17 protein-coding genes are annotated in these 18,002 nt (G+C 68.4%); 4 read left to right on the forward strand and 13 right to left on the reverse strand.

Annotated features, from left to right (window positions below):
* From SNAS_RS33425 to SNAS_RS27685, 3 genes are read left to right on the forward strand one after another with little or no spacing between them, the layout of a single operon-like run.
* Nucleotides 1–1,290, forward strand: coding sequence for a sensor histidine kinase (locus tag SNAS_RS33425; RefSeq protein WP_169313929.1), 1,290 nt, complete (start codon nucleotides 1–3; stop codon nucleotides 1,288–1,290).
* Nucleotides 1,287–1,934, forward strand: a complete 648-nt coding sequence (locus tag SNAS_RS27680) for a response regulator (RefSeq protein ID WP_013020796.1) — start codon at nucleotides 1,287–1,289, stop codon at nucleotides 1,932–1,934. The genes SNAS_RS33425 and SNAS_RS27680 overlap by 4 nt, the downstream gene beginning before the upstream one ends.
* A gap of 51 nt (nucleotides 1,935–1,985) precedes the next feature.
* On the forward strand, nucleotides 1,986–2,357 hold the full coding sequence (locus SNAS_RS27685) for a DUF4180 domain-containing protein (RefSeq protein WP_013020797.1): 372 nt from the start codon (nucleotides 1,986–1,988) through the stop codon (nucleotides 2,355–2,357).
* A 59-nt stretch (nucleotides 2,358–2,416) separates the two neighbouring features.
* On the opposite strand, the gene SNAS_RS27690 is transcribed toward SNAS_RS27685, so the two are convergent.
* The 12 genes from SNAS_RS27690 to SNAS_RS27745 form a co-directional block, all read right to left on the reverse strand.
* Nucleotides 2,417–3,562 carry a serine hydrolase domain-containing protein gene (locus SNAS_RS27690; protein WP_041625222.1) on the reverse strand — a complete coding sequence of 382 codons (1,146 nt, stop codon included), beginning with the start codon at nucleotides 3,560–3,562 and terminating at the stop codon, nucleotides 2,417–2,419.
* Between the two features lie 90 nt (nucleotides 3,563–3,652).
* Entirely contained in the window at nucleotides 3,653–4,048 is a 396-nt protein-coding gene (locus SNAS_RS27695; RefSeq protein ID WP_013020799.1) for a roadblock/LC7 domain-containing protein, read from the reverse strand.
* Nucleotides 4,049–4,050: 2 nt separating this feature from the next.
* Nucleotides 4,051–6,345: a sensor histidine kinase gene (locus tag SNAS_RS27700; RefSeq protein ID WP_013020800.1), complete on the reverse strand. Its 2,295-nt coding sequence runs from the start codon at nucleotides 6,343–6,345 to the stop codon at nucleotides 4,051–4,053.
* A gap of 181 nt (nucleotides 6,346–6,526) precedes the next feature.
* Nucleotides 6,527–7,234 carry an ABC transporter ATP-binding protein gene (locus SNAS_RS27705; protein WP_013020801.1) on the reverse strand — a complete coding sequence of 236 codons (708 nt, stop codon included), beginning with the start codon at nucleotides 7,232–7,234 and terminating at the stop codon, nucleotides 6,527–6,529.
* On the reverse strand, nucleotides 7,224–8,915 hold the full coding sequence (locus SNAS_RS27710; RefSeq protein WP_013020802.1) for a branched-chain amino acid ABC transporter ATP-binding protein/permease: 1,692 nt from the start codon (nucleotides 8,913–8,915) through the stop codon (nucleotides 7,224–7,226). The genes SNAS_RS27705 and SNAS_RS27710 overlap by 11 nt, the downstream gene beginning before the upstream one ends.
* On the reverse strand, nucleotides 8,915–9,793 hold the full coding sequence (locus SNAS_RS27715; protein ID WP_013020803.1) for a branched-chain amino acid ABC transporter permease: 879 nt from the start codon (nucleotides 9,791–9,793) through the stop codon (nucleotides 8,915–8,917). The genes SNAS_RS27710 and SNAS_RS27715 overlap by 1 nt, the downstream gene beginning before the upstream one ends.
* A gap of 99 nt (nucleotides 9,794–9,892) precedes the next feature.
* A complete protein-coding gene (locus SNAS_RS27720; RefSeq protein ID WP_013020804.1) occupies nucleotides 9,893–11,074 on the reverse strand; it encodes an ABC transporter substrate-binding protein in 1,182 nt (393 codons plus the stop codon).
* Nucleotides 11,075–11,291: 217 nt separating this feature from the next.
* Nucleotides 11,292–12,302 (reverse strand): amidohydrolase family protein, encoded by a 1,011-nt coding sequence (locus SNAS_RS27725; protein ID WP_013020805.1) that lies wholly within the window; start codon nucleotides 12,300–12,302, stop codon nucleotides 11,292–11,294.
* Entirely contained in the window at nucleotides 12,299–13,096 is a 798-nt protein-coding gene (locus tag SNAS_RS27730; RefSeq protein WP_013020806.1) for an ABC transporter permease, read from the reverse strand. The genes SNAS_RS27725 and SNAS_RS27730 overlap by 4 nt, the downstream gene beginning before the upstream one ends.
* A complete protein-coding gene (locus SNAS_RS27735; RefSeq protein ID WP_013020807.1) occupies nucleotides 13,093–13,887 on the reverse strand; it encodes an ABC transporter ATP-binding protein in 795 nt (264 codons plus the stop codon). The genes SNAS_RS27730 and SNAS_RS27735 overlap by 4 nt, the downstream gene beginning before the upstream one ends.
* Nucleotides 13,884–14,690 carry an ABC transporter permease gene (locus tag SNAS_RS27740; RefSeq protein WP_013020808.1) on the reverse strand — a complete coding sequence of 269 codons (807 nt, stop codon included), beginning with the start codon at nucleotides 14,688–14,690 and terminating at the stop codon, nucleotides 13,884–13,886. Before SNAS_RS27740 ends, SNAS_RS27735 begins: the two co-directional genes overlap by 4 nt.
* Complete coding sequence (locus SNAS_RS27745; protein WP_013020809.1) at nucleotides 14,687–15,670, reverse strand: ABC transporter substrate-binding protein; 984 nt, start codon at nucleotides 15,668–15,670, stop codon at nucleotides 14,687–14,689. Before SNAS_RS27745 ends, SNAS_RS27740 begins: the two co-directional genes overlap by 4 nt.
* A gap of 213 nt (nucleotides 15,671–15,883) precedes the next feature.
* Here SNAS_RS27745 and SNAS_RS27750 point away from each other — a divergent pair, with 213 nt between their 5' ends.
* Nucleotides 15,884–16,891 carry a LacI family DNA-binding transcriptional regulator gene (locus SNAS_RS27750; RefSeq protein ID WP_013020810.1) on the forward strand — a complete coding sequence of 336 codons (1,008 nt, stop codon included), beginning with the start codon at nucleotides 15,884–15,886 and terminating at the stop codon, nucleotides 16,889–16,891.
* 46 nt (nucleotides 16,892–16,937) lie between these two features.
* On the opposite strand, the gene SNAS_RS27755 is transcribed toward SNAS_RS27750, so the two are convergent.
* Nucleotides 16,938–17,981, reverse strand: coding sequence for a hypothetical protein (locus tag SNAS_RS27755; RefSeq protein WP_013020811.1), 1,044 nt, complete (start codon nucleotides 17,979–17,981; stop codon nucleotides 16,938–16,940).
* Nucleotides 17,982–18,002: the final 21 nt, after the last annotated feature.

An 18,002-nucleotide genomic window follows, 5' to 3' on the forward strand; every position in this document is an offset into this window, starting at 1 on the left:
GTGACCTCGAAGTTCGCGATTCTCGCCCTGGCGGGGCTCAGCGCCTGGAACGGGCTGGGCTTCGCCGGGAGCGCGCCCGGCTGGCGGGTGGCGCTGGCCGTGATCGTGGTGGTGCCCGCGTACCTGGCCGGGCGCCGCCTGGCGGGGCGGCGGGACGGCGAGTTCCTGGCCGTCGTCACCGCGCTGACGGCGGCCAGCGCCGTGGTCGTGGAATGGGGCGCGGCCACCGCGACGCTGTGCGTCGCGGTCTTCGTCGCACTGCCCTGGCTGATCGGCCGGTCCCGGCAGCAGCAGGCCCGGCTGGTGACGGCCGAACGCGAGCGCGCCGACCAGCTGGAACGCGAGCAGCGGCTGGTGGCCGAGCGGGCCCGGCTGGCCGAACGGGCCCGGATCGCGGCCGACATGCACGACTCCCTGGGGCACAGCCTGGCGCTCATCGCGTTGCGGGCGGGTTCGCTGGAGCTGGCCCAGGGGCTGTCGGACGAACACCGGCTCGCGGCCGAACGACTGCGGGCCGACGCGGTGTCGGCCACCGACGAGCTGCGCCACACGATCGCGCTGCTGCGCTCCCCCGGCCAGGCCGCCGCCACCCACCCGCCGGACGAGGACGTCACCGCCCTCGTCGAGCGAGCCGTCGAAGCCGGCATGGCGGTCACGTTGCGGCACAACGAAACCGAGGCGAACCGCCTCGACGCGGAGCCCCCGATCGAGCTGGTGAGCCGGGAGCCGGAGGCGGGCGGGACGGCTGGCCACGATGCGAAGCTCGCGGCTGGGCAGGTGAGCCAAATGCCGGAAGCGGGCGGGACAGCTGGCTCCGGCTCGAAGCTCGCGGCTGGGCAGGTGAGCCAAGCGCCGGGGGCAAGCGACACGGCTGGCCAGCCAGCGGCCGAGCCGAGGAGCCAGCGGCTCGACGGGAGCAAGGCGGCTCAGCCGACGCTGGTGGACCGAGCGGTGTATCGCGTGGTTCAGGAGGGCTTGACCAACGCGGCGCGCTACGCTCCCGGGTCCGATGTGGAGGTCGTCGTGGAGCGGGCCGCCGACGCGACCGAGGTGCGTGTGACCAATGACGCGCCGCGCGAGGTCCCGCTGTCGCTGGCCGGGACCGGTCAGGGACTGACGGGCCTGCGCGAGCGGGTCGAGCTGCTGGGCGGCAGCTTCGCGGCGGCCGGGCACGGGCGCGGCTTCCGCGTCGAGGCTCGCATCCCGCATGCCGCGACACCGCCGCACGGCCCTGACACGACGGCCCGACAGCCCGACGATCCCACCGACACGAACGGAGCCACCCCGTGATCCGGGTACTGCTCGCCGACGACGAGAACATGGTCCGCGAAGGCGTCAAGTCCATCCTGACCACCGACGCCGGCATCGAGGTGGTGGCCGAGGCCGGCAACGGCCGCGAAGCCGTCGAACTCGCGCGCGCCCACCGGCCCGACGTGGCGCTCATCGACATCCGGATGCCGGTGCTGGACGGCCTGGGTGCCCTGGCCGAGCTGCGTCAGGCCGCCCCCGCGACCCGCTGCGTCATGTTGACCACCTTCGACGAGGACGAGTTCATCGCGCGGGCCCTCGACGCGGGCGCGGCCGGGTTCCTGCTCAAGGCCAGCGATCCTCGGGAGCTCATCATCGGGGTGCGGGCCGTGGCCGACGGGGCCGCGTACCTGTCGCCCCGGGTGGCCGGACGGGTGATCGCCGAGTTCGACACCGACCGGCTCACCCGTGGCACCGGCGCGCAGCGCAAGGTCGCGGAGCTGACGCCGCGCGAGAACGAGGTACTGGGCCTGATCGCCAGCGGCCTGTCGAACCAGGAGATCGGCCGCAGGCTGCACCTGACCGAGGGGACCGTCAAGGCGCACGTGAGCGCGATCCTGCAACGGCTCGGCGTGCGCAACCGGGTGGAGGCGGCGATCATCGGCTACCAGGCGGGCCTGGCCTGAGAGTGGAAATCTGGTTCCCAACCCGGCCCGGCCCGGGTATGGTTCGCGGCCATGACAGCAATGGTGACCAGGCAGAACGGTACGACGGTTCTCAAGCTGCCCGCTGACGGCCCGCAGCTGCGCGAGGTCGAGGACTTCGTGGACCTGCTCGGCGAGGCCATGGCCAACGAGGCCGATCTGGTCGTGATCCCGGCCGACAGGATCGCCGACAAGTTCTTCCAGCTGCGCAGCGGCCTGGCCGGTGAGGTCACCCAGAAGTTCGTGAATTACCGCACCCGGCTGGTGATCATCGGCGACATCAGCACCCACACCGCCGACAGCTCGGCGCTGGCGGCCTTCGTCGCCGAGTCGAACCGGGGCGATCAGCTGTGGTTCCTGCCCGACCGCGCGACCCTGGACGACCGGCTCGCGGACGGGGACTGACGCGCGAAGGGCGCGTCCGCCGAGACCCTCCAGCTCGGCGGACGCACCGGTCCGGGTCATCAACCCTCCAGGCCGATCCCGTTCGCGCCGAACACGGCCTCGGTGATCCGGTCGAAGACCGGGAAGGTCAGCCAGTCGTTGTTGGTGTGCATGGCCACCATGCGCTCCCCGTCCGGCGAACCCAGTACCAGCGTGATGGTGCCGAAGCTCTGACCGCCGCCGCCGCGGACCTTCTGCCCGTCCGACAACGTCAGCTCGCACACGCCCAGCCCGTAGCGGGAGTTGAGCATCCAGTACCCGCCCTTGGTCGACACCGTGTTCCACAGCTCCGCGTTCTGCTCCTGCGGCAGCAGGCTGCCGGTGATCAGCGCCTTGTAGAACACCAGCAGGTCGTCGAAGTTCGACACGACGTTGGCGGCCCCGTAGCCACCGGAGGTGTTGACGTCGGTGGTGTCGAACGGCTCCAGCTCCGGTCCTTCCATCATGGACTGCCAGTTCTCGGCGGTGACGTCCTCGGGCCGCACCCCCTCCTTCACGAACAGCTTCGAGTACGCCTTGGGGTGCGGGCCCCGGTAGCCCTCGTCGGCGCGTTCGCGCATGAAGGTGTTGGCCAGGCCCAGCGGACGCACCGCGCGCTCCACTTCGGATTCGAGGCTGGCACCGCTGGCCCTCTCGATGATCGCCCCGGCGAAACCGAAGCCGCCGTTGGAGTACCAGAACTTCTCGCCCGGTTCGCCGACCGGCGGCTCGGAGACCGCCAGCTTCAGCACGTCGTCGATCTCCCACACGTCGTGGCGGTGCTTGTCGAAGGCCGAGCGTTTGTTGTAGCGGTTCTGGACCTCCACGGCCATGCCGGTCGCGAACAGGCCGCTGGTGTTGTTCAGCAGGTGCCGCAGTGTGATCGTCGAACCGTCGTAGCCGTTGCCGTTCGCGGTGCCGGGCAGCCACTTCTCGACGGTGTCGTCGAGGCTGAGCCTGCCCTCGGCGGCCAGGTTCAGCGCCGCGACGGCGGTGAAGGCCTTGGAGATGCTGCCGGTGTGCAGCTGCTCCCCCGGTTCCCGTTCCGCGCCCGTGACCAGGTCGCTCTTGCCGACCGCGTCGAACCAGGTCCCGTCTGCGTCACTGACCTGCACCGCGACGCTGGGCGCTCCCTGTTCGACTCCCCATTCCAGTGCTTCCCGCAGTGCGGCTCGGTCGTTGGTCATCTCGGTGTCCTTCCCTCGATTTCGGATGTGACACCGAGGTTGTCCGGCCGCGCTGACAAACCCCTGATCCGGCACTGATGCCGGCCGCGGTCACCCGCGACCGAAGCGCGCGGGCGAGGTCAGCGAGTCCCCCACCTGGTTGATGAGGGTGGCCAGTTCGTGCCCCACCTGGCCGATGTCGCAGCTCTTGTCGGACAGGGCGAGCAGGCTGGCGCCGCCCGGCGCCGACATCGAGAACATGAACCCCTCCTGGGTCTGGGTCAGGTTGCTGATGACCGGGTCGGCCTGCAACGACCGCGCCGCCCCGGCCAGCAGACTCACCAGTCCCGAGGCGATCGCGGACAGCCGCTCGCCCTGTTCCTGCGGCAGCGCGTCGTCGCGGGCGACCAGCAGCCCGTCGGCGGACACCGCGATGACGTGGGTGACATGCGGGACCCGGGTGACGAAGTCGTTGAGCAGGAAGTTCAGGTCTTCACCGTTGTACACCGTTAGCTCCTTGAGTCTGTGGGCGAAGCGCCGGCGTCACCGAACAGTCCCCGGGCGAAGGCGGTGTAGGTGGCGCCGATCGCTTCGGGGTCGCGCCGGGCGGGCGCGTCGGGACGGTCGTGGGTCGGTGCCACCGCGCCGGGAACCAGCTGGGATCGCGGGCGTCGGCGGGGCAGCCCGGTGACCTCGTCGTAGGTGGTCTCCCGGCTGGGCAGCGCGGCGCCGGCGCGCAGCGAGCTGTCGGCGTGCACCGTCTGCCATTCGAAGTGGATGACCGGCAGCCCGGCCGCGGCGTCGGGGACGGTGGCGGGTCCGCTGCCGATGCCCAGCAGGCCGCCCCGGAACAGTGGCGCCTCCGTGGCGTCGGCGGGGGCGGCGTTGCTGAGCTGCCGCTGCTGCGTCAGGTCGCGGGCGAAGCGCAGGATCGAGTGCGGCAGCACGACCTCGGCGGTGGTGCCGGAGCTCTCGGTGGCCGGTTGCAGCCGCACCTGGATGCCGTGCCGTTTCGCCAGTTGCCCGACCACGGTCAGGCCCATCGACTGCATCGCCTCCAGGTCGAGCGGCGCCCGGGTGCCCAGTCGGGCGTTGTAGCGGGACATCCGTTGTGGATCGATGCCGATGCCGTAGTCGCGGATCTGGATCACGACCCGGTCGGTGAGGTAGCGCGCGATCACCTCGGTGGGGTGGCGCGAGTACTGGGTGGCGTTGTCCATCAGTTCGGCCAGGATCTGCACCACGTCCTCGACGGCCGTCGAGGAGATCCACACGCCCTCGTCCACTGTGGTGACGTTGATGCGGGTGTAGTGCTCGGTGTGGGACTGGGCCGCGGTCAGGACGTCGTTGAGTTTCTCGTCGCTGGTGCGCACCCGGGCCGCGGCGGCGCCGCCCAGCACCAGCAGACTGTCGTTGGCGCGTCCCAGCAGTGCCACCAGGTGGTCCAGCCGGAACAGCAGTTGCAGCCGGTTGGGGTCCTGCTCGTCGCGCTCGGCTTCGTCCAGTGTGGCGGTGAGCCGCCCGGTGAGCGAGTGGCCGCGCCGGGCGAGCCGGACGAACATCGTTCCGATGTGGACCCGTAGCAGCGCCTGTTCGGCGGCCACCCGGATCGCCTCGTGGTGGACGTCGTCGAACGCCTCCCCGACCTCGATGATCTCGGCGGCGCCCTGGGTCTTGAGCGGGGCGGCGGTGTTGTCGGCGAACTCGCGCGGGGTCAGGCCCGCCAGGCCCTCGTGCTCGCTGACCTGCTTGACGGCGGTGGGCAGTTCCTCGTAGGCGATGCGGCGGGCCGAGTCGCGCAGCTGCCGCAGTCCCCGGATGACGGGACGGCCCAGCCACAGCGTCGCCATCACGGCCACGGCGACGGTCAGCAGCACGATCACGGTCTCGATCAGCACCCGCAGCACCACGTCGTCGCGGATCGAGCGGGCCAGCGTCACCGCGGAGTCCTGGGTGTCGTCCACATAGGTGGCGGTGTCCTTGTGCCGGGCGTCGTAGGCGCCCATGAGTTCGGCGTGGTCGATGTCGACGTTCTCGTCGGTGCGGCTGGTGGCCACGGTGCTCTCCAGCGAGTTGGCCGGACGGGCGGCGCCACCGCCCAGACCACCGGCCTCGAACACGGCCTCGCCGCCGATGCGCCGGTACTCGCTCATCGTCTGCGACCGCGACAGGCTCAGCGTCATGAAGGGCCGGTAGGCCGCCGCCAGCGGTTTGCCGTCCGGCAGTTGCAGGATCAGTACCCGCAGCCGCTCGGAGTACTCGTCCGCCGACGCCAGCAGGGAAGCCGCCCGCACCCGCCGGCTCAGTTCGGCGTCGTCGACGAGGTCGACGGCGCGGTCGAGCACCCGCATCAGCCGCCGCACCGCCGCGTCGTAGACGGTCAGATAGACCTCTTCGGACTCGTCGAGTTCGGCGGAGCGGACCCGGTCGAGCCGGTTGAGCGGTTTGTCGGCCTGCTCCAGCTGTTCCCTGACCTCGGCGTCACCCTCGAAGGTCTCGCGGGCCTGTTTCAGCGCGCCGAGTTTCTCGTCGGTGGCGTAGACGGCCTCGTCCAGATGCCGCAGGTCGCGCTGGTCCTCGTCGAGGTTCAGTTCGTCGCCGTAGATCTGGACCGCCATCTGGTGGCGTTCCTCCTGTAGCGCGCTCAGGGTCTCGGCGACGGTCTTGGTCAGTTCGACGACGCGGGCGGTGTCGCCGATGCGCAGGGCCTCCAATGTCGAGTCGACCAGCCGCACCGCCACCACCCCCGACAGCGCCACCAGCGGTATCAGCAGGATGAGCGCCAGTTTCGAGCCGATGCGCATGTTCCTGAACCGGGTTGTCTTCGAGCGACGTCTCACGGCGGATGCTGAGGTCGTCATGTCCCTGTGCCTTCCATAATGGGCTCACCCAGGACTCCCACCGGGTGGTCGTGCTTTTCTTCGCTAGATCAGTGATCTACGTATTTGCATATCTCGACACCTTGTGTGGTCGACGCGATACACGTCAACCCCCCAAATAGGCGTCAACTACCCGCCGATCGGCTAGCAACCGGGGTGCCGGTCCCGAATGCGAGACGACCCCGGTTTCCAGGACATATCCGGTATCCGCGGCGCGCAGCGCCCGCCGGGCGTTCTGCTCGACGAGCACAATGGTCACTCCGGTGGCCCGGATCGTCTCGATCACCCGGAACACCTCGTCGACGAGTTTGGGCGACAGCCCCATGGACGGTTCGTCCATGAGCAGCACCCGCGGCTGCGCGACCATCGCGCGGGCGATGGCCAGCATCTGTTGCTCCCCACCGGAAAGCGTCCCCGCCGACAGGTCGCGGCGCTGCGCCAGCACCGGGAACAGCTCGTACATCTCGGCGATGGTGGCCGCGGCGCGGCGTCGCCGCCAGCCGCCGAGCAGCAGGTTCTCGGCGACCGTGAGGGTGGTGAGGATCTGTCGGCCCTCGGGCACCAGCACCATTCCGGCGGCGACCCGCCGGTGCGCGGGCCAGCGGGTGATGTTCGCGCCGTCATAGTGGACGGTCCCGGACTTCGGACGCACCAGTCCCGAGACCGCGCCCAGCACCGAGGACTTGCCCGCGCCGTTGGCGCCGACCAGGCTGATCAGCTCGCCGCGCGGGGCGGTGAACGACACGTCGCGCACCGCCCGCACCCGTCCGTAGGAGACGTGCAGACCGTCCACTCGCAGCAGTTCATCGGACATGGGTGTCCTCCGGATCCTCCGCGCCGAGGTAGGCGCCGATCACCTCGGGATCGGCCGCGACGGCCACCGGATCGCCCACCGCCAGCACCTCACCGAAGTTGAGCACCGCCACCCTGGTGCAGGTGTCGATGACCATGCGGACGTTGTGCTCGATCAGGATCACGGTGATGCCCTCGTCGGCCACCGAGCGGATCGCCTTGGACAGGTCGGAGGCCTCGACGTGGTTCATCCCGGCGGCGGGCTCGTCCAGGATCAGCAGACTGGGATGCGAGGCCAGCGCCCGCGCGATCTCCAGCCGCCGCTGGTCGCCATAGGACAGTTCGTCGGCGGCCAGGTGCGACTTGTCGTCCAGCCCGACCCGTTCCAGCTGCGTCATCGCCTGCGCGACGGCCCGGCGTTCGTCGGCCCGCGCCGAGGGCAGCCACAGCAGCCGTCGCAGGAACGTGGGACGGCAGACCACGTGGGTGCCGATCAAGGCGTTGTCCAGCACCGACAGTCGGCCGAACAGTTTGGAGTGCTGGAAGGTGCGGCTCACCCCGGCCCCGGCGAGGCGGTGCGGTCGCATCCGGTTGCCCAGTCGTACGCCCAGCACCTCCCCGGTGCCGCTGGTCGGCGCGGTCAGGCCGCTGATCATGTTGACCAATGTGGTCTTTCCGGCGCCGTTGGGGCCGATGACGCCGAGGATCTCGCCACTGCGCACCGTCAGGTCGACGCCGCGCACGGCGTGCACGCCGCCGTAGTCCTTGCCCAGGCCGGACAACTCCAGGATCGGGATCCCGGCGGCGGGCAGCGGCGGCAGTACCGGCGGGGCGGCGCCGGCCGAGCCGAGCGGTTTCGTCCGTGGCCTGATCCAGGTGAGCAGACTGGACAGTCCGCCGGGCAGGAACAGGATGACCAGCAGCAGCAACGCGCCGGTGACGAAGGGGTGCATCCACCCGGCTTCCAGTCCGGTGGCCCGTTGCAGTTCGGGGAGCAGGTTCAGGAAACCACTGCCCATGATGGGCCCGAAGAACACCAGGAAACCGCCGACGATGGCGGTGACCAGGCCGTCGAGCATCATGGTGAAGTTGAAGTCGCCGGGTTCGATGCCCCGGGCGAAGAACGCGAACAGTGAGCCGTACATGCCCGCCAGCGCGCCCGAGGCGGTGAAGGCCGCCATCCGGGCCCGGGACACGTTGATGCCCATCGCCCCGGCGGCGACCTCGTCCTCGCGCACGGCGGCCAGCGCCCGGCCCATCCGGGACGGTCCCAGCCGCCACACGGTGTAGGCCACCAGGATCAGCGCCAGCCAGGCCAGCTCCGGGGTCACCCACTTGTCCAGGTACATGCCCTCGGGTCCGCCGGTCCACGAGGCGTTGACCATGTAGATGCGCACCACCTCGGCGAAGGCGATGGTGGCGATGGCCAGGAACACGCCGCGCAGCCGCAGCACCGGCAGTCCCAACAGGACGGCGGCGGCGGCGCCGACGGCGGCTCCCACGGGGATGCCGACGATGGCGGGCGACAGCGACCCGAACAACGGGGTCTCGGGGACGACGAGCGCGGAGGTGTAGGCCCCCAGCGAGGCGAACCCGGCCTGGCCGAGGCTCAGTTGTCCGCTCATGAGGACGATGTGGAACGAGTAGGCGAGGATGCCGGTCAGGGCGATGGTGGTGAGCAGGGATTCATAACCGTCGAACATCAAACCTCCCGGGTCTTGACTTGTCCGAACAGGCCCTGGGGTCGCGTCAGCAGAATCACGAACAGCAGGACGAAGGCGACGACGTTCTTCCAGGTGGAGTCGATGAGGTGCACCGTGAACGCCTCGGCGAAGCCGAGCAGCAGGCCCGCCGCCATGGCTCCCCACAGTGAACCCAGGCCGCCCAGGATGATGACGGCGAAGCCGGTCAGCTCGATGGACAGCCCCATGCGCAGGTCGCCCTGGCCGACGTTGAGCGCCATCAGCACTCCGGCGCACGAACCCAGCGCTGAAGACAGCGCGTAGGTTCCGGCGGTGACACCCTCCACATTGATGCCGAGCACCCGGGCGGCGCGGGGGTTCTCGGCCACCGCCCGCATCGCGCGGCCCAGCGCGGACTTCGACAGCAGCCAGGCCAGGCCCAGCATGAGTGCCAGGGCGAGTCCGAGGGTGAGCAGCTGGGCCAGGCTGACGGTCACCCCCGCGATCGTGAGGATCTCGTTGGGGAACGCCGACTGCGAGAAGCTGCGCGGCTCGGAACCGAACCGGGCCTGCAACAGCGCGATCAGCATCCCTCCGAAGGCGACGGAGGAGATGAGTCCGGCGAAGTGTTCGTCGCGACGCCCGGCCAGCGGCCGAAACGCCGAGCGTTCCAGGATCAGGCCGAGCGCCGTCCCGGCCAGGATCGCCAGCGGGAAGGCCAGCCACAGCGGCAGACCCTGGCCCTCGACGAGTTCGATGCCGATCAGGGCACCGGCGGTGTAGATGGCGGCGTGCGCCAGGTTGAGGTGCCGCAGGATCCCGAACACCAATGTGAAGCCGATCGCGAACAGGGCGTAGATCGCGCCGGAGAACAACCCGTTGGCGAGTTGCTGCAACATGAGGGGCCTTTCCACCGGAGTCGGGCACGCGAACACCCGACGCGCGGGGCGCGCGGCCAGGCTCACCGGGTAGGCGGCTCGGTGAGCCTGACCGAAGCGCTATTTCTTCTTGAGCGGGGTGAGCTTGCCGTCCTCGACGATCTGGACGACCGGTTCCTGGTGGACCTCGCCGGTCTCGTCCAGGGACAGCTTGCCCAGGACGGTGTCGAACTTCAGGATCTGGCCGAGATTGTCCTTTATGGCGTCCCGGTTGCCGTCGCAGTCGGTGCGCACGGCCTCATCGATGAGGAATCCGGCGGTGTACGCCTGGGCGGCGAACTGGTCGGGATCCTTGTCGTAGGCCTTCTTGTAGGCCTTGATGAATTCGGCGTTGCCGGGGGTCTCGGTCTTGGCACTCCAGGCGCCACCGACGATGAGTCCCTCGGCGGCGTCCTCGAGCTGCTTGATCAGCACGGGCGAGTTGAAGGCGTTTCCGCCCACGATGGGTGCGTCGATGCCGAGTTCGCGGGCCTGTTTGACCAGCGGGATGGTGGCACCGGGCAGGGCGGACAGGACGAGCGCGTCGGGTTTGGCGCTCTTGACGTTGGTCAGTTGCGACCGGAATTCGGTGTCGGTGGTCTGGAACTGCTCGTCGGCGACGATGTCGATCTCCGCCTCTTTGAGGGTTTCCTTCATGGTCTTGTAGGCCGAGGCGGTGAATTCGTCCTGCTCGTCGTGGAGGACGGCGACCTTTTTGAGGTCGAGCGCGTCCTTCGCCGCGGGGATGCTGGCGGCGAGGGCGTACTGCTCGGGCAGCGAATTCCGGAAGATGTAGTCACCGATGTCGGGGATGCCTTCGGCGGTGGTGGACACTCCGAGGGCGGGGACGCCCGCCTGCTCGGCGTCCTGATAGGTCTTGAAGGCCAAGTTGGACAGTGTGGGGCCGACGATCGCGCTTACCTTCTCACGGTCGATGAGCTTCTCGAAAGCGGCGAGGCTCGCCTTGACGTCCGTCTTGTCGTCTTCCTGGATGAGTTCGTATTCGACCCCATCCTTTTTGTTCAGTTCTTTGAAGGCCAGTTCCAGGCCCTCTTTCTGGTATGTGCCGGCGAAGGCAGCCGCCTCGGTGAGACTGAATACAGCGCCCACTTTGACGGGATCCTCGATCTGGCATTTCGCGCCTTCGCCCTTGCCTACGAGATTGCCTTCCGCTTTATCGTTTCCGGTACTGCTTTCCACGCAGCCCGTCAACAGCAGTGTCGCGGCCACAATGGCCGTGGCAGAAGCGATTCGAATACGCATGCTTCTCCTATGTAGACTTTTTGTGGCGGCAGGAATCCCGTCGCCGCAATCGAAGTGATGGGGCGGATTCACTTCAACGGAGAAGAATATACAGCGATATCGCAATGTGTGACAGCCCCTTCACTACCGGGTAACTATCGCTGATGGTCTGAGGGGCAAAGAAAAGCGGCGATGTGCAGGCACATCGCCGCTTCGGTAAACATCTATACATGGCCGGTTACAGCCGCATCAGTCCGCGGACGTTGCGATGGTAAACGCATTCCCGTTCCGCGTCGGTGATGTCGAGCTCGTCGACGACGCGGATGATCTCGCGGATGTACATCGGGCCACCCTGTGGATCGAATGGACAGTCACTGCCGAACAGAACCCTTTCGGCGCCGAAGAAATCGAGACCGCAGCGCACTCCGATCGCGGATCCCGACAGCGCGGTGTCGGCGTAGAAGCGCCGGAAGTAGTCCACAAGCGGCAGTGGCAGCCGTTCCTCGCGCAACTTCGCGTAGTCCACTTCGGCGGTTCGGCTGCCGAGCTGATCGCTCCACCCTAGCCCAATCCTGCCCTCAAGGGACGGAATCATCGCTCCCATGTGGTGGGTGATGATCTTCAGATCCGGATACCGTTCCAGAATTCCCGAGAACACCAGACGGGACATGGCCACACTGGTCTCGTACGGCCAGCCCAACGCCCACCAGATCTCGTACTTGGACGTGGACTCGGTGAGATAGTCGGCGTGACCGGGGCCGCGCGCGGGGTGCATCCACACCGGAAGGTCGCGCTGGGCCATCCGCTCGAAGATCTCCAGGTATTCCGGTTCGTCCAACGGTTTCCCGTTCACGTTGGTGAACACCTGCACGCCCCGGGCGCCCAGTTCGTCGATGGCGTAGTCCAGCTCCTCGAAGACGGCGTCGGGATTGTTCATCGGCAGCGAGGCCACGAAGGCCGGAAACCGTTCGGGGTACTTCTGGCACAGCTCCAGCATCGACTCGTTGGCCAGCCGCGCCAGTCCGGGAGACTGTTCGGGTGTCGCCAGTACCTCGATGGGTGGCGAGGACAGCGTGAGCACCTGCTGGTAGTCGTCGCCGAACTCCTCCATCATCCGCAGTCGCACGTCGATGTCATGCAGCGCGGGCAGTTCCAGCCAGCGTTTGAACATTCCCGGATTCGCCACGAGCTGGCGCATCCGCTCGAAGTACGGCGCGGGCAGGATATGGCTGTAGGCGTCGATCTTCATGACTTTCCTTTCGAGGTCTGGGGAACCCAGCGGGTGAGGCGGCGGTCGACGGCCTGTACCAGGCCGACCGCGGCCAGGGCGACGGCGATGATGACCAGCAGCACCGCCAGCACCCCGGCGCCGTCGAAGCGTCCGCCCGCCTGGGTGACGACCCGGCCCAGACCGACGACGGCGATGAACATCTCGCCGTTGATCATGCCGATGACGGCCCGGCCGACGCCGAGCCTGACTCCGGCCATGATCATCGGGGTGGCGGCCGGAAGCATGATCCGTGTGAGGATCTGCCATTCGCTGGCCCCGTAGGAGCGGGCCATCTCGATCAGGTGGCCGGGCACCGAGCGCATCGCCGAGGCGGTGTTGATGACGATGACGAACATCGCGTAGGTCACCACCACCGCGACGATGGACGCCCGTCCCTCGCCCAGCAGCGAGAAGAAGATCGGCGCGAACACCAGCGACGGCGCGGTGAGCAGCGCGTAGACGTAGACGCCCAGCGCCGCCTCCACTTTGCGGTAGCGGCCCATGGCGGCGCCGATGACCAGCCCGCCCACCAGCGAGATCCCGAAGCCCAGCACCAGGTTGACGAGGCTGTCGCCCAGATTGGCGAGGATCTGTCCATTGCCGACCATCTCGGCCAGCCGGGCCAGCACCGCGCTCAACGGCGGGAAGAACCGGACGCTTGCGGCCTGTCCGACGATCTCCCAGGCCAATGCCCCGATCGCGAGACTCAGCGGGGTGGCCAGCAGCCGCGCCCACGGCACCCGCCGTCGCGGCCGGATCGCGAGCGTACTCATGCGTCCACCTTGGCCGGACGGTGTTCGGCGTGCATGCCGCGCAGCCGGTCCCACAGGTACGCCGACAGTTCGGCGTACTCGGGCGAACGCTCCAGCCCGCCGACGTCACTGGAACGGGGACGCTCCAACGGCACCGGCACGATCTCGGACACCTGGCCGGGCCGCGCGCTCATCAGCACCACCCGGTCGCCCAGCAGCACCGCCTCCTCCATGCTGTGGGTGATGAACACGACCGTCAGCCGGCTCTCCTCCCAAATGGACAGCAGCTCCTCCTGCAACAGCCGCCGGGTCTGCTCGTCGACGGCACCGAAGGGCTCGTCCATCAGCAGCACCCGGGGCCGCACCGCCAGCGCCCGGGCGATGCCGACCCGCTGCTGCATGCCGCCGGACAGCTCGCCGGGCCGTTTGGTCTCGAACCCGGACAGCCCCACGGTGGCGATCAGCTCCCGGGCCCGCTCCTCCCGTTCGGCCTTACCGGTTCCGCGCATCTTCAGTCCGAACGCGACATTGTCGAGCACGGTGGCCCACGGCAGCAGCGCGAAGTTCTGGAAGACCATGGCGCGGTCCTCGCCGGGGCCGCGCACCGGTTCGCCGTGGATGCTGATCCGGCCGCCGTCGGGGGTGATGAGCCCGGCGACGATCTTCAGCAGCGTGGTCTTGCCGCAGCCGCTGGGGCCCAGCACGGTCAGGAACTCGTTCTCGGCCACGTCCAGGTCGACGTCGCGCAGCGCCTCCACGACGCCACCGTCCTGGCCGGTGAAACTCTTGGTCAGTCCTCGGATCTCGATCATTTCGCACTCCTCGCCGTAGTCGTCTCAGCCCACCGGGTCAACTTGCGTTCGCCCCATCGCGCGACGGAGATCAGCAGGATGGCCTCCGCGAGGATGATGACGATGGTGCCGTACAGAAGCGGCGCCTTGAACAGGCCGCGGTACTCCAGGATCAGTCCACCCAGGGCGGTGGAGACCATGAGCAGCTCGACGATCACCATCCCGGTGATCGCCCGTCCGATGCCGAGCCGGATTCCGGTCATGATCGCCGGAAGCGCGCCGGGCAACAGGATCCGGGTCCAGATCTGCCGTTCCGAGGCACCGAAGGAACGGGCCATCTCGATCAGCGCCGGGTCCACCTGCCGCACCCCGGTGCGGGCGTTGACGACGACCATCACGATCGCGAACACCGCCACCAGGATGACCCGGGATGCCAGTCCGAACCCGACGGACATCACCAGCAGCGGGATGATCGCGGCCATCGGGGTGATCAGCAGGATGTTGAGGTACACGTCCAGATACCGCTCCAGCAACCGGAACCGGCCCAGCAGGATCCCCACCGGAATCCCGATGACGACGGCCGCGCCGAAGCCCAGCACCAGCGCCTGGTTGCTGACGTACACCGCCCGCCACAGCTCGGCGGTGCCCAGCAGTTCCACCGTCGCCACGGCGGTCTCGGTGAAACTGGGGATCAGCAGGCCGCCGGAGACCCGGGCGTAGATCTCCCAGGCCGCGGCGAAGACCACGAGGGTCGCCAGCTGGTACGGCAGGTTGGCGTCGCGGATCCGCCGCCGTCGCCGTTGGTTCGTGGTCGCGACGCTCATGCCGCTTCCTTGATGAACGACAGGTCGGCGGCGTCCTTCGTGGTCAGTCCCTTTTCGATGACCCCGGCCCGCTCGAAGAAGTCGATGGTCTTCTGGACGTTCTTCTCGGTCAGCGCGCCCGCGTCGAACAGTCCCGACTCCACGTACCGCTTGGCGATCTCCTTGAGCTCGGCGTCCTTCTCGTCGGGCAGGTACTTCTTGGCCAGCTTCGCCAGGTAACCGTCCTTCGTGTTGATCTTCTCGTGCTGTTCCACAAGGGCGGTCACGAAGTCCTGTGACACGTCCTTGTGCTGGGTGAGGAACTCCGAGTTGGCATACACCGTCTGCGGGTGCATGTCAGGGGTGGCCTCGGCGAAGTCGACGATCTTGGGGAACTTCCCGGACTCCTCGAGCGCCACCGTGTCAGCGATCTCCAGCGGGGTCGCGTCGATCTCCCCGGCGATCAGGGCCTGGGTACGGGCCCCGGAATCACCGATGGTCAGGTACTTCGGCTCCTTTCCCTTGCCGCACTCGCCCGACACCCATTCCTTGGCCATGGCGGTGGCCACCGCGCCCTCGCTGAAGATCCCGAAGGGACGGTCGTCGAGATCGTCACAGGACGTGACGCCGGGCTTGCCGTACAGCGCCCACTGGTTGCCGACCACGTCGGCGATGATCTTGATCGGCGCGTCCTGCTGGATCGCGTTCAGGGCCGGACTGGTCGCCTCCGCCGAGATCGCGTACTCCCCTTTGGCCAGTCCCTCGATGGCCAGCTCCGGTTCGGCCAGCTCTACGATCTCGACGTCGTGACCGTCCTTCTTGAGCGCGTCGACGGCGGCCAGCACCGGCACCGTCGTGAGGTCGGCTTCGGTGACCGCCACCTTGAACGACAACGTGCCGTCCTCCTTGACGTCGGCGGCGCCGCCCTGGCCGCCGCACGCGGCCAACAGACTCAGCGCCGACAGGGCGGCGAGCCGCTTCACCTGTGTCGTTACCTGCACAATCTCCTCCTCAGGGTCGCTTCCGAAATCCTGTCCAGTCATCGTCGCAGGTCAGAATCTAGGAAAACGTTTGTCGTGGAAGCGTAGCACCGCTTCGGCGAGCCGACAAATCGGACGCGTATCCGCTGTTCCACGCCCCCTGGTCCAGCCCCTGGGCCACGAATGACGAGCCGTCCGTGTCATACTTAGGAAAACGTTGTCCTAGGAGTTTCCGTGAGTTCATTGACCGAGGTCGCCGAGGCCGCCGGGGTGTCCGTGTCCACCGCCTCGCGCGTCCTCACCGGCTCCAAGCATCCGATCGCGGCCGCCACCCGCGCCAAGGTCCTGGCCGCCGCCGAACAGCTCGGCTACTCCCCCAGCGCGCTGGCGCAGGCGCTGGTCTCACGCCGCAGCCGACTGCTCGGCGTCCTGGTCAGCGACATCGTCAACCCCTACTTCTCGGTCATCGCCCGCGGCATCGACGACATGGCCAGCCGGTCCGGCTACGTCACCATGCTGTCCCATGTCGACAGACGCACCAGCACCGAGATCGACCGGCTGCGGGCCATGCGCGACTACAGCGCCGCCGGGGTGATCATCGCCGGTAGCGGTTTCGTGGACGATCCCGAGGCGACCAAACTCGCCGAGGCGGTGGCGCAGGCCCGCGAGCAGGGCGTCAACATGGTCTGCCTGGCGCCGCGCGACCTGGGCTGCCCGACCATCTCCGCCGACGCCACCGCCGCCGCCCACGAGATCACCGATCACCTGATCGCGTTGGGGCACCGGCGGATCGCGTTCATCGAGGGGCCGTCCGGCATGATCGCCTCCCAACAGCGCCGCCAGGGCTTCGACGACTGCATGAAGGCCGCGGGACTGTCCGATCTGGCCCGCCACCAGCCCGGTGGTTTCGACTTCGAGGCGGGGCACGCCGCCACCATGCGCCTCATCGCCCGGCAGCCGTTGCCCGAGGCCATCCTGGCCGCCAACGACGAGGCCGCCGTCGGGGCGCTCAATGCCTTGCGGCAGGCGGGAATCGACACCCCCGGCGAGGTCTCGGTCGCGGGGATCAACGACCTGCCGGTGGCCCAGTTCGTCGGCCTGACGACGGTGAGCCTGCCGCTGTACGAGATGGGCGCGATGGCGGCCCGGCGCATCATCGAAGGTGCCGACGGCGGCGAGAAGACGACCATCCTGAGCCACCGGCTGATACCGCGCGACACGACGGCCCGTCGGCCCTCGTAGCGAGATTGATCGGCCGCCCGGCCGTCAGCCACGGCCCGTCGAGCGGCTAGCCGACAACTCGCTCGCGGCTAACGGGTACTCGCTCCGGCCGCCGCAGCATCGCGGCCAGCACCTTCCACAGTCCGTAAGCCAGCGCGGCGATCCCGAACAGGGTCAGCAGTCCGGGCGGCCCCCACACGTACCCCAGCCACACCGGCGTCGGCCTCGACGGACTCGCGACGGCCAGCGCCAGCATGTACAGATTGAACAGGGTCGGCAGGCCGAGCGCCAGCGCCGCCACGGTCAGCGGTCCAGCCAGTATGGACTTCCGCACTCCGCCCCAGTGCGCCATCAGCTGTTCCAGCCAGACGATGACCGCCCAGCCGAGTATGGCGCCGAGGATCAGCCCGGCGGCAGCGAGGACGAGCACCGTCGGTGGCTGAGCGCGCTCGATGTGGACACTGGTGGTACTGCTCGCCGTCGCGTCACCGTCGGTGCGCACCGTCACGAGCAAGCCGTCGCGAGTCGCGGTGAACTCGGTGCCGTACTCCGTGGCGGCCAAGGGTTCCACGTCCCAGCCAGCAGCCGTCAGATTGCGGTTCGCCTGCTTCAGGAGCCGTCGCTCGTCGTTGACGTGTTCGACGGCGAACCCGCGAAACCCGGCGCCGTAGTCGTCGCCGCCGAGATGCAGCATCGACGCGTCCGTGGAGCCCCAGCCGAACAGGACGTCGCGGGACTCCGCGGCCTTCGCTCCCGGTACGGCGGTGTCGGCAATCCGGGCCGCCGCGTCCTGATCCGGCAGGCCGGACGCGTTCTGCCAGCCCGCGAGCGCGCCGCCAGCCGCCCCCAGCACACCGATGATGATCGCCGCGAGGACGGCCATCACTCGTGCCGACGTCGTCCCCGCGGTCAACCGCAGTCGCAGTCCACGAAGGACGAGCATCGCGTCCTCCCCCACCGGCGCGCGGTCCCGGGCCTCGGCGGCGTCCACGAGGGTCGTCAGCATCTCCTCACCGCGCTCGCGGCGATAGTCGGGTGGATAGGCGCGCAGCAGTCGTCGGTAGCGACGTTCCAGCGTCGAGGCGTCGTTCACTTCGGTGGCTTCACGCATGACATGGAATATACCAGCAAA

The organism is Stackebrandtia nassauensis DSM 44728, from assembly GCF_000024545.1.
GTDB classification, from domain to species: Bacteria; Actinomycetota; Actinomycetes; order Mycobacteriales; family Micromonosporaceae; genus Stackebrandtia; species Stackebrandtia nassauensis.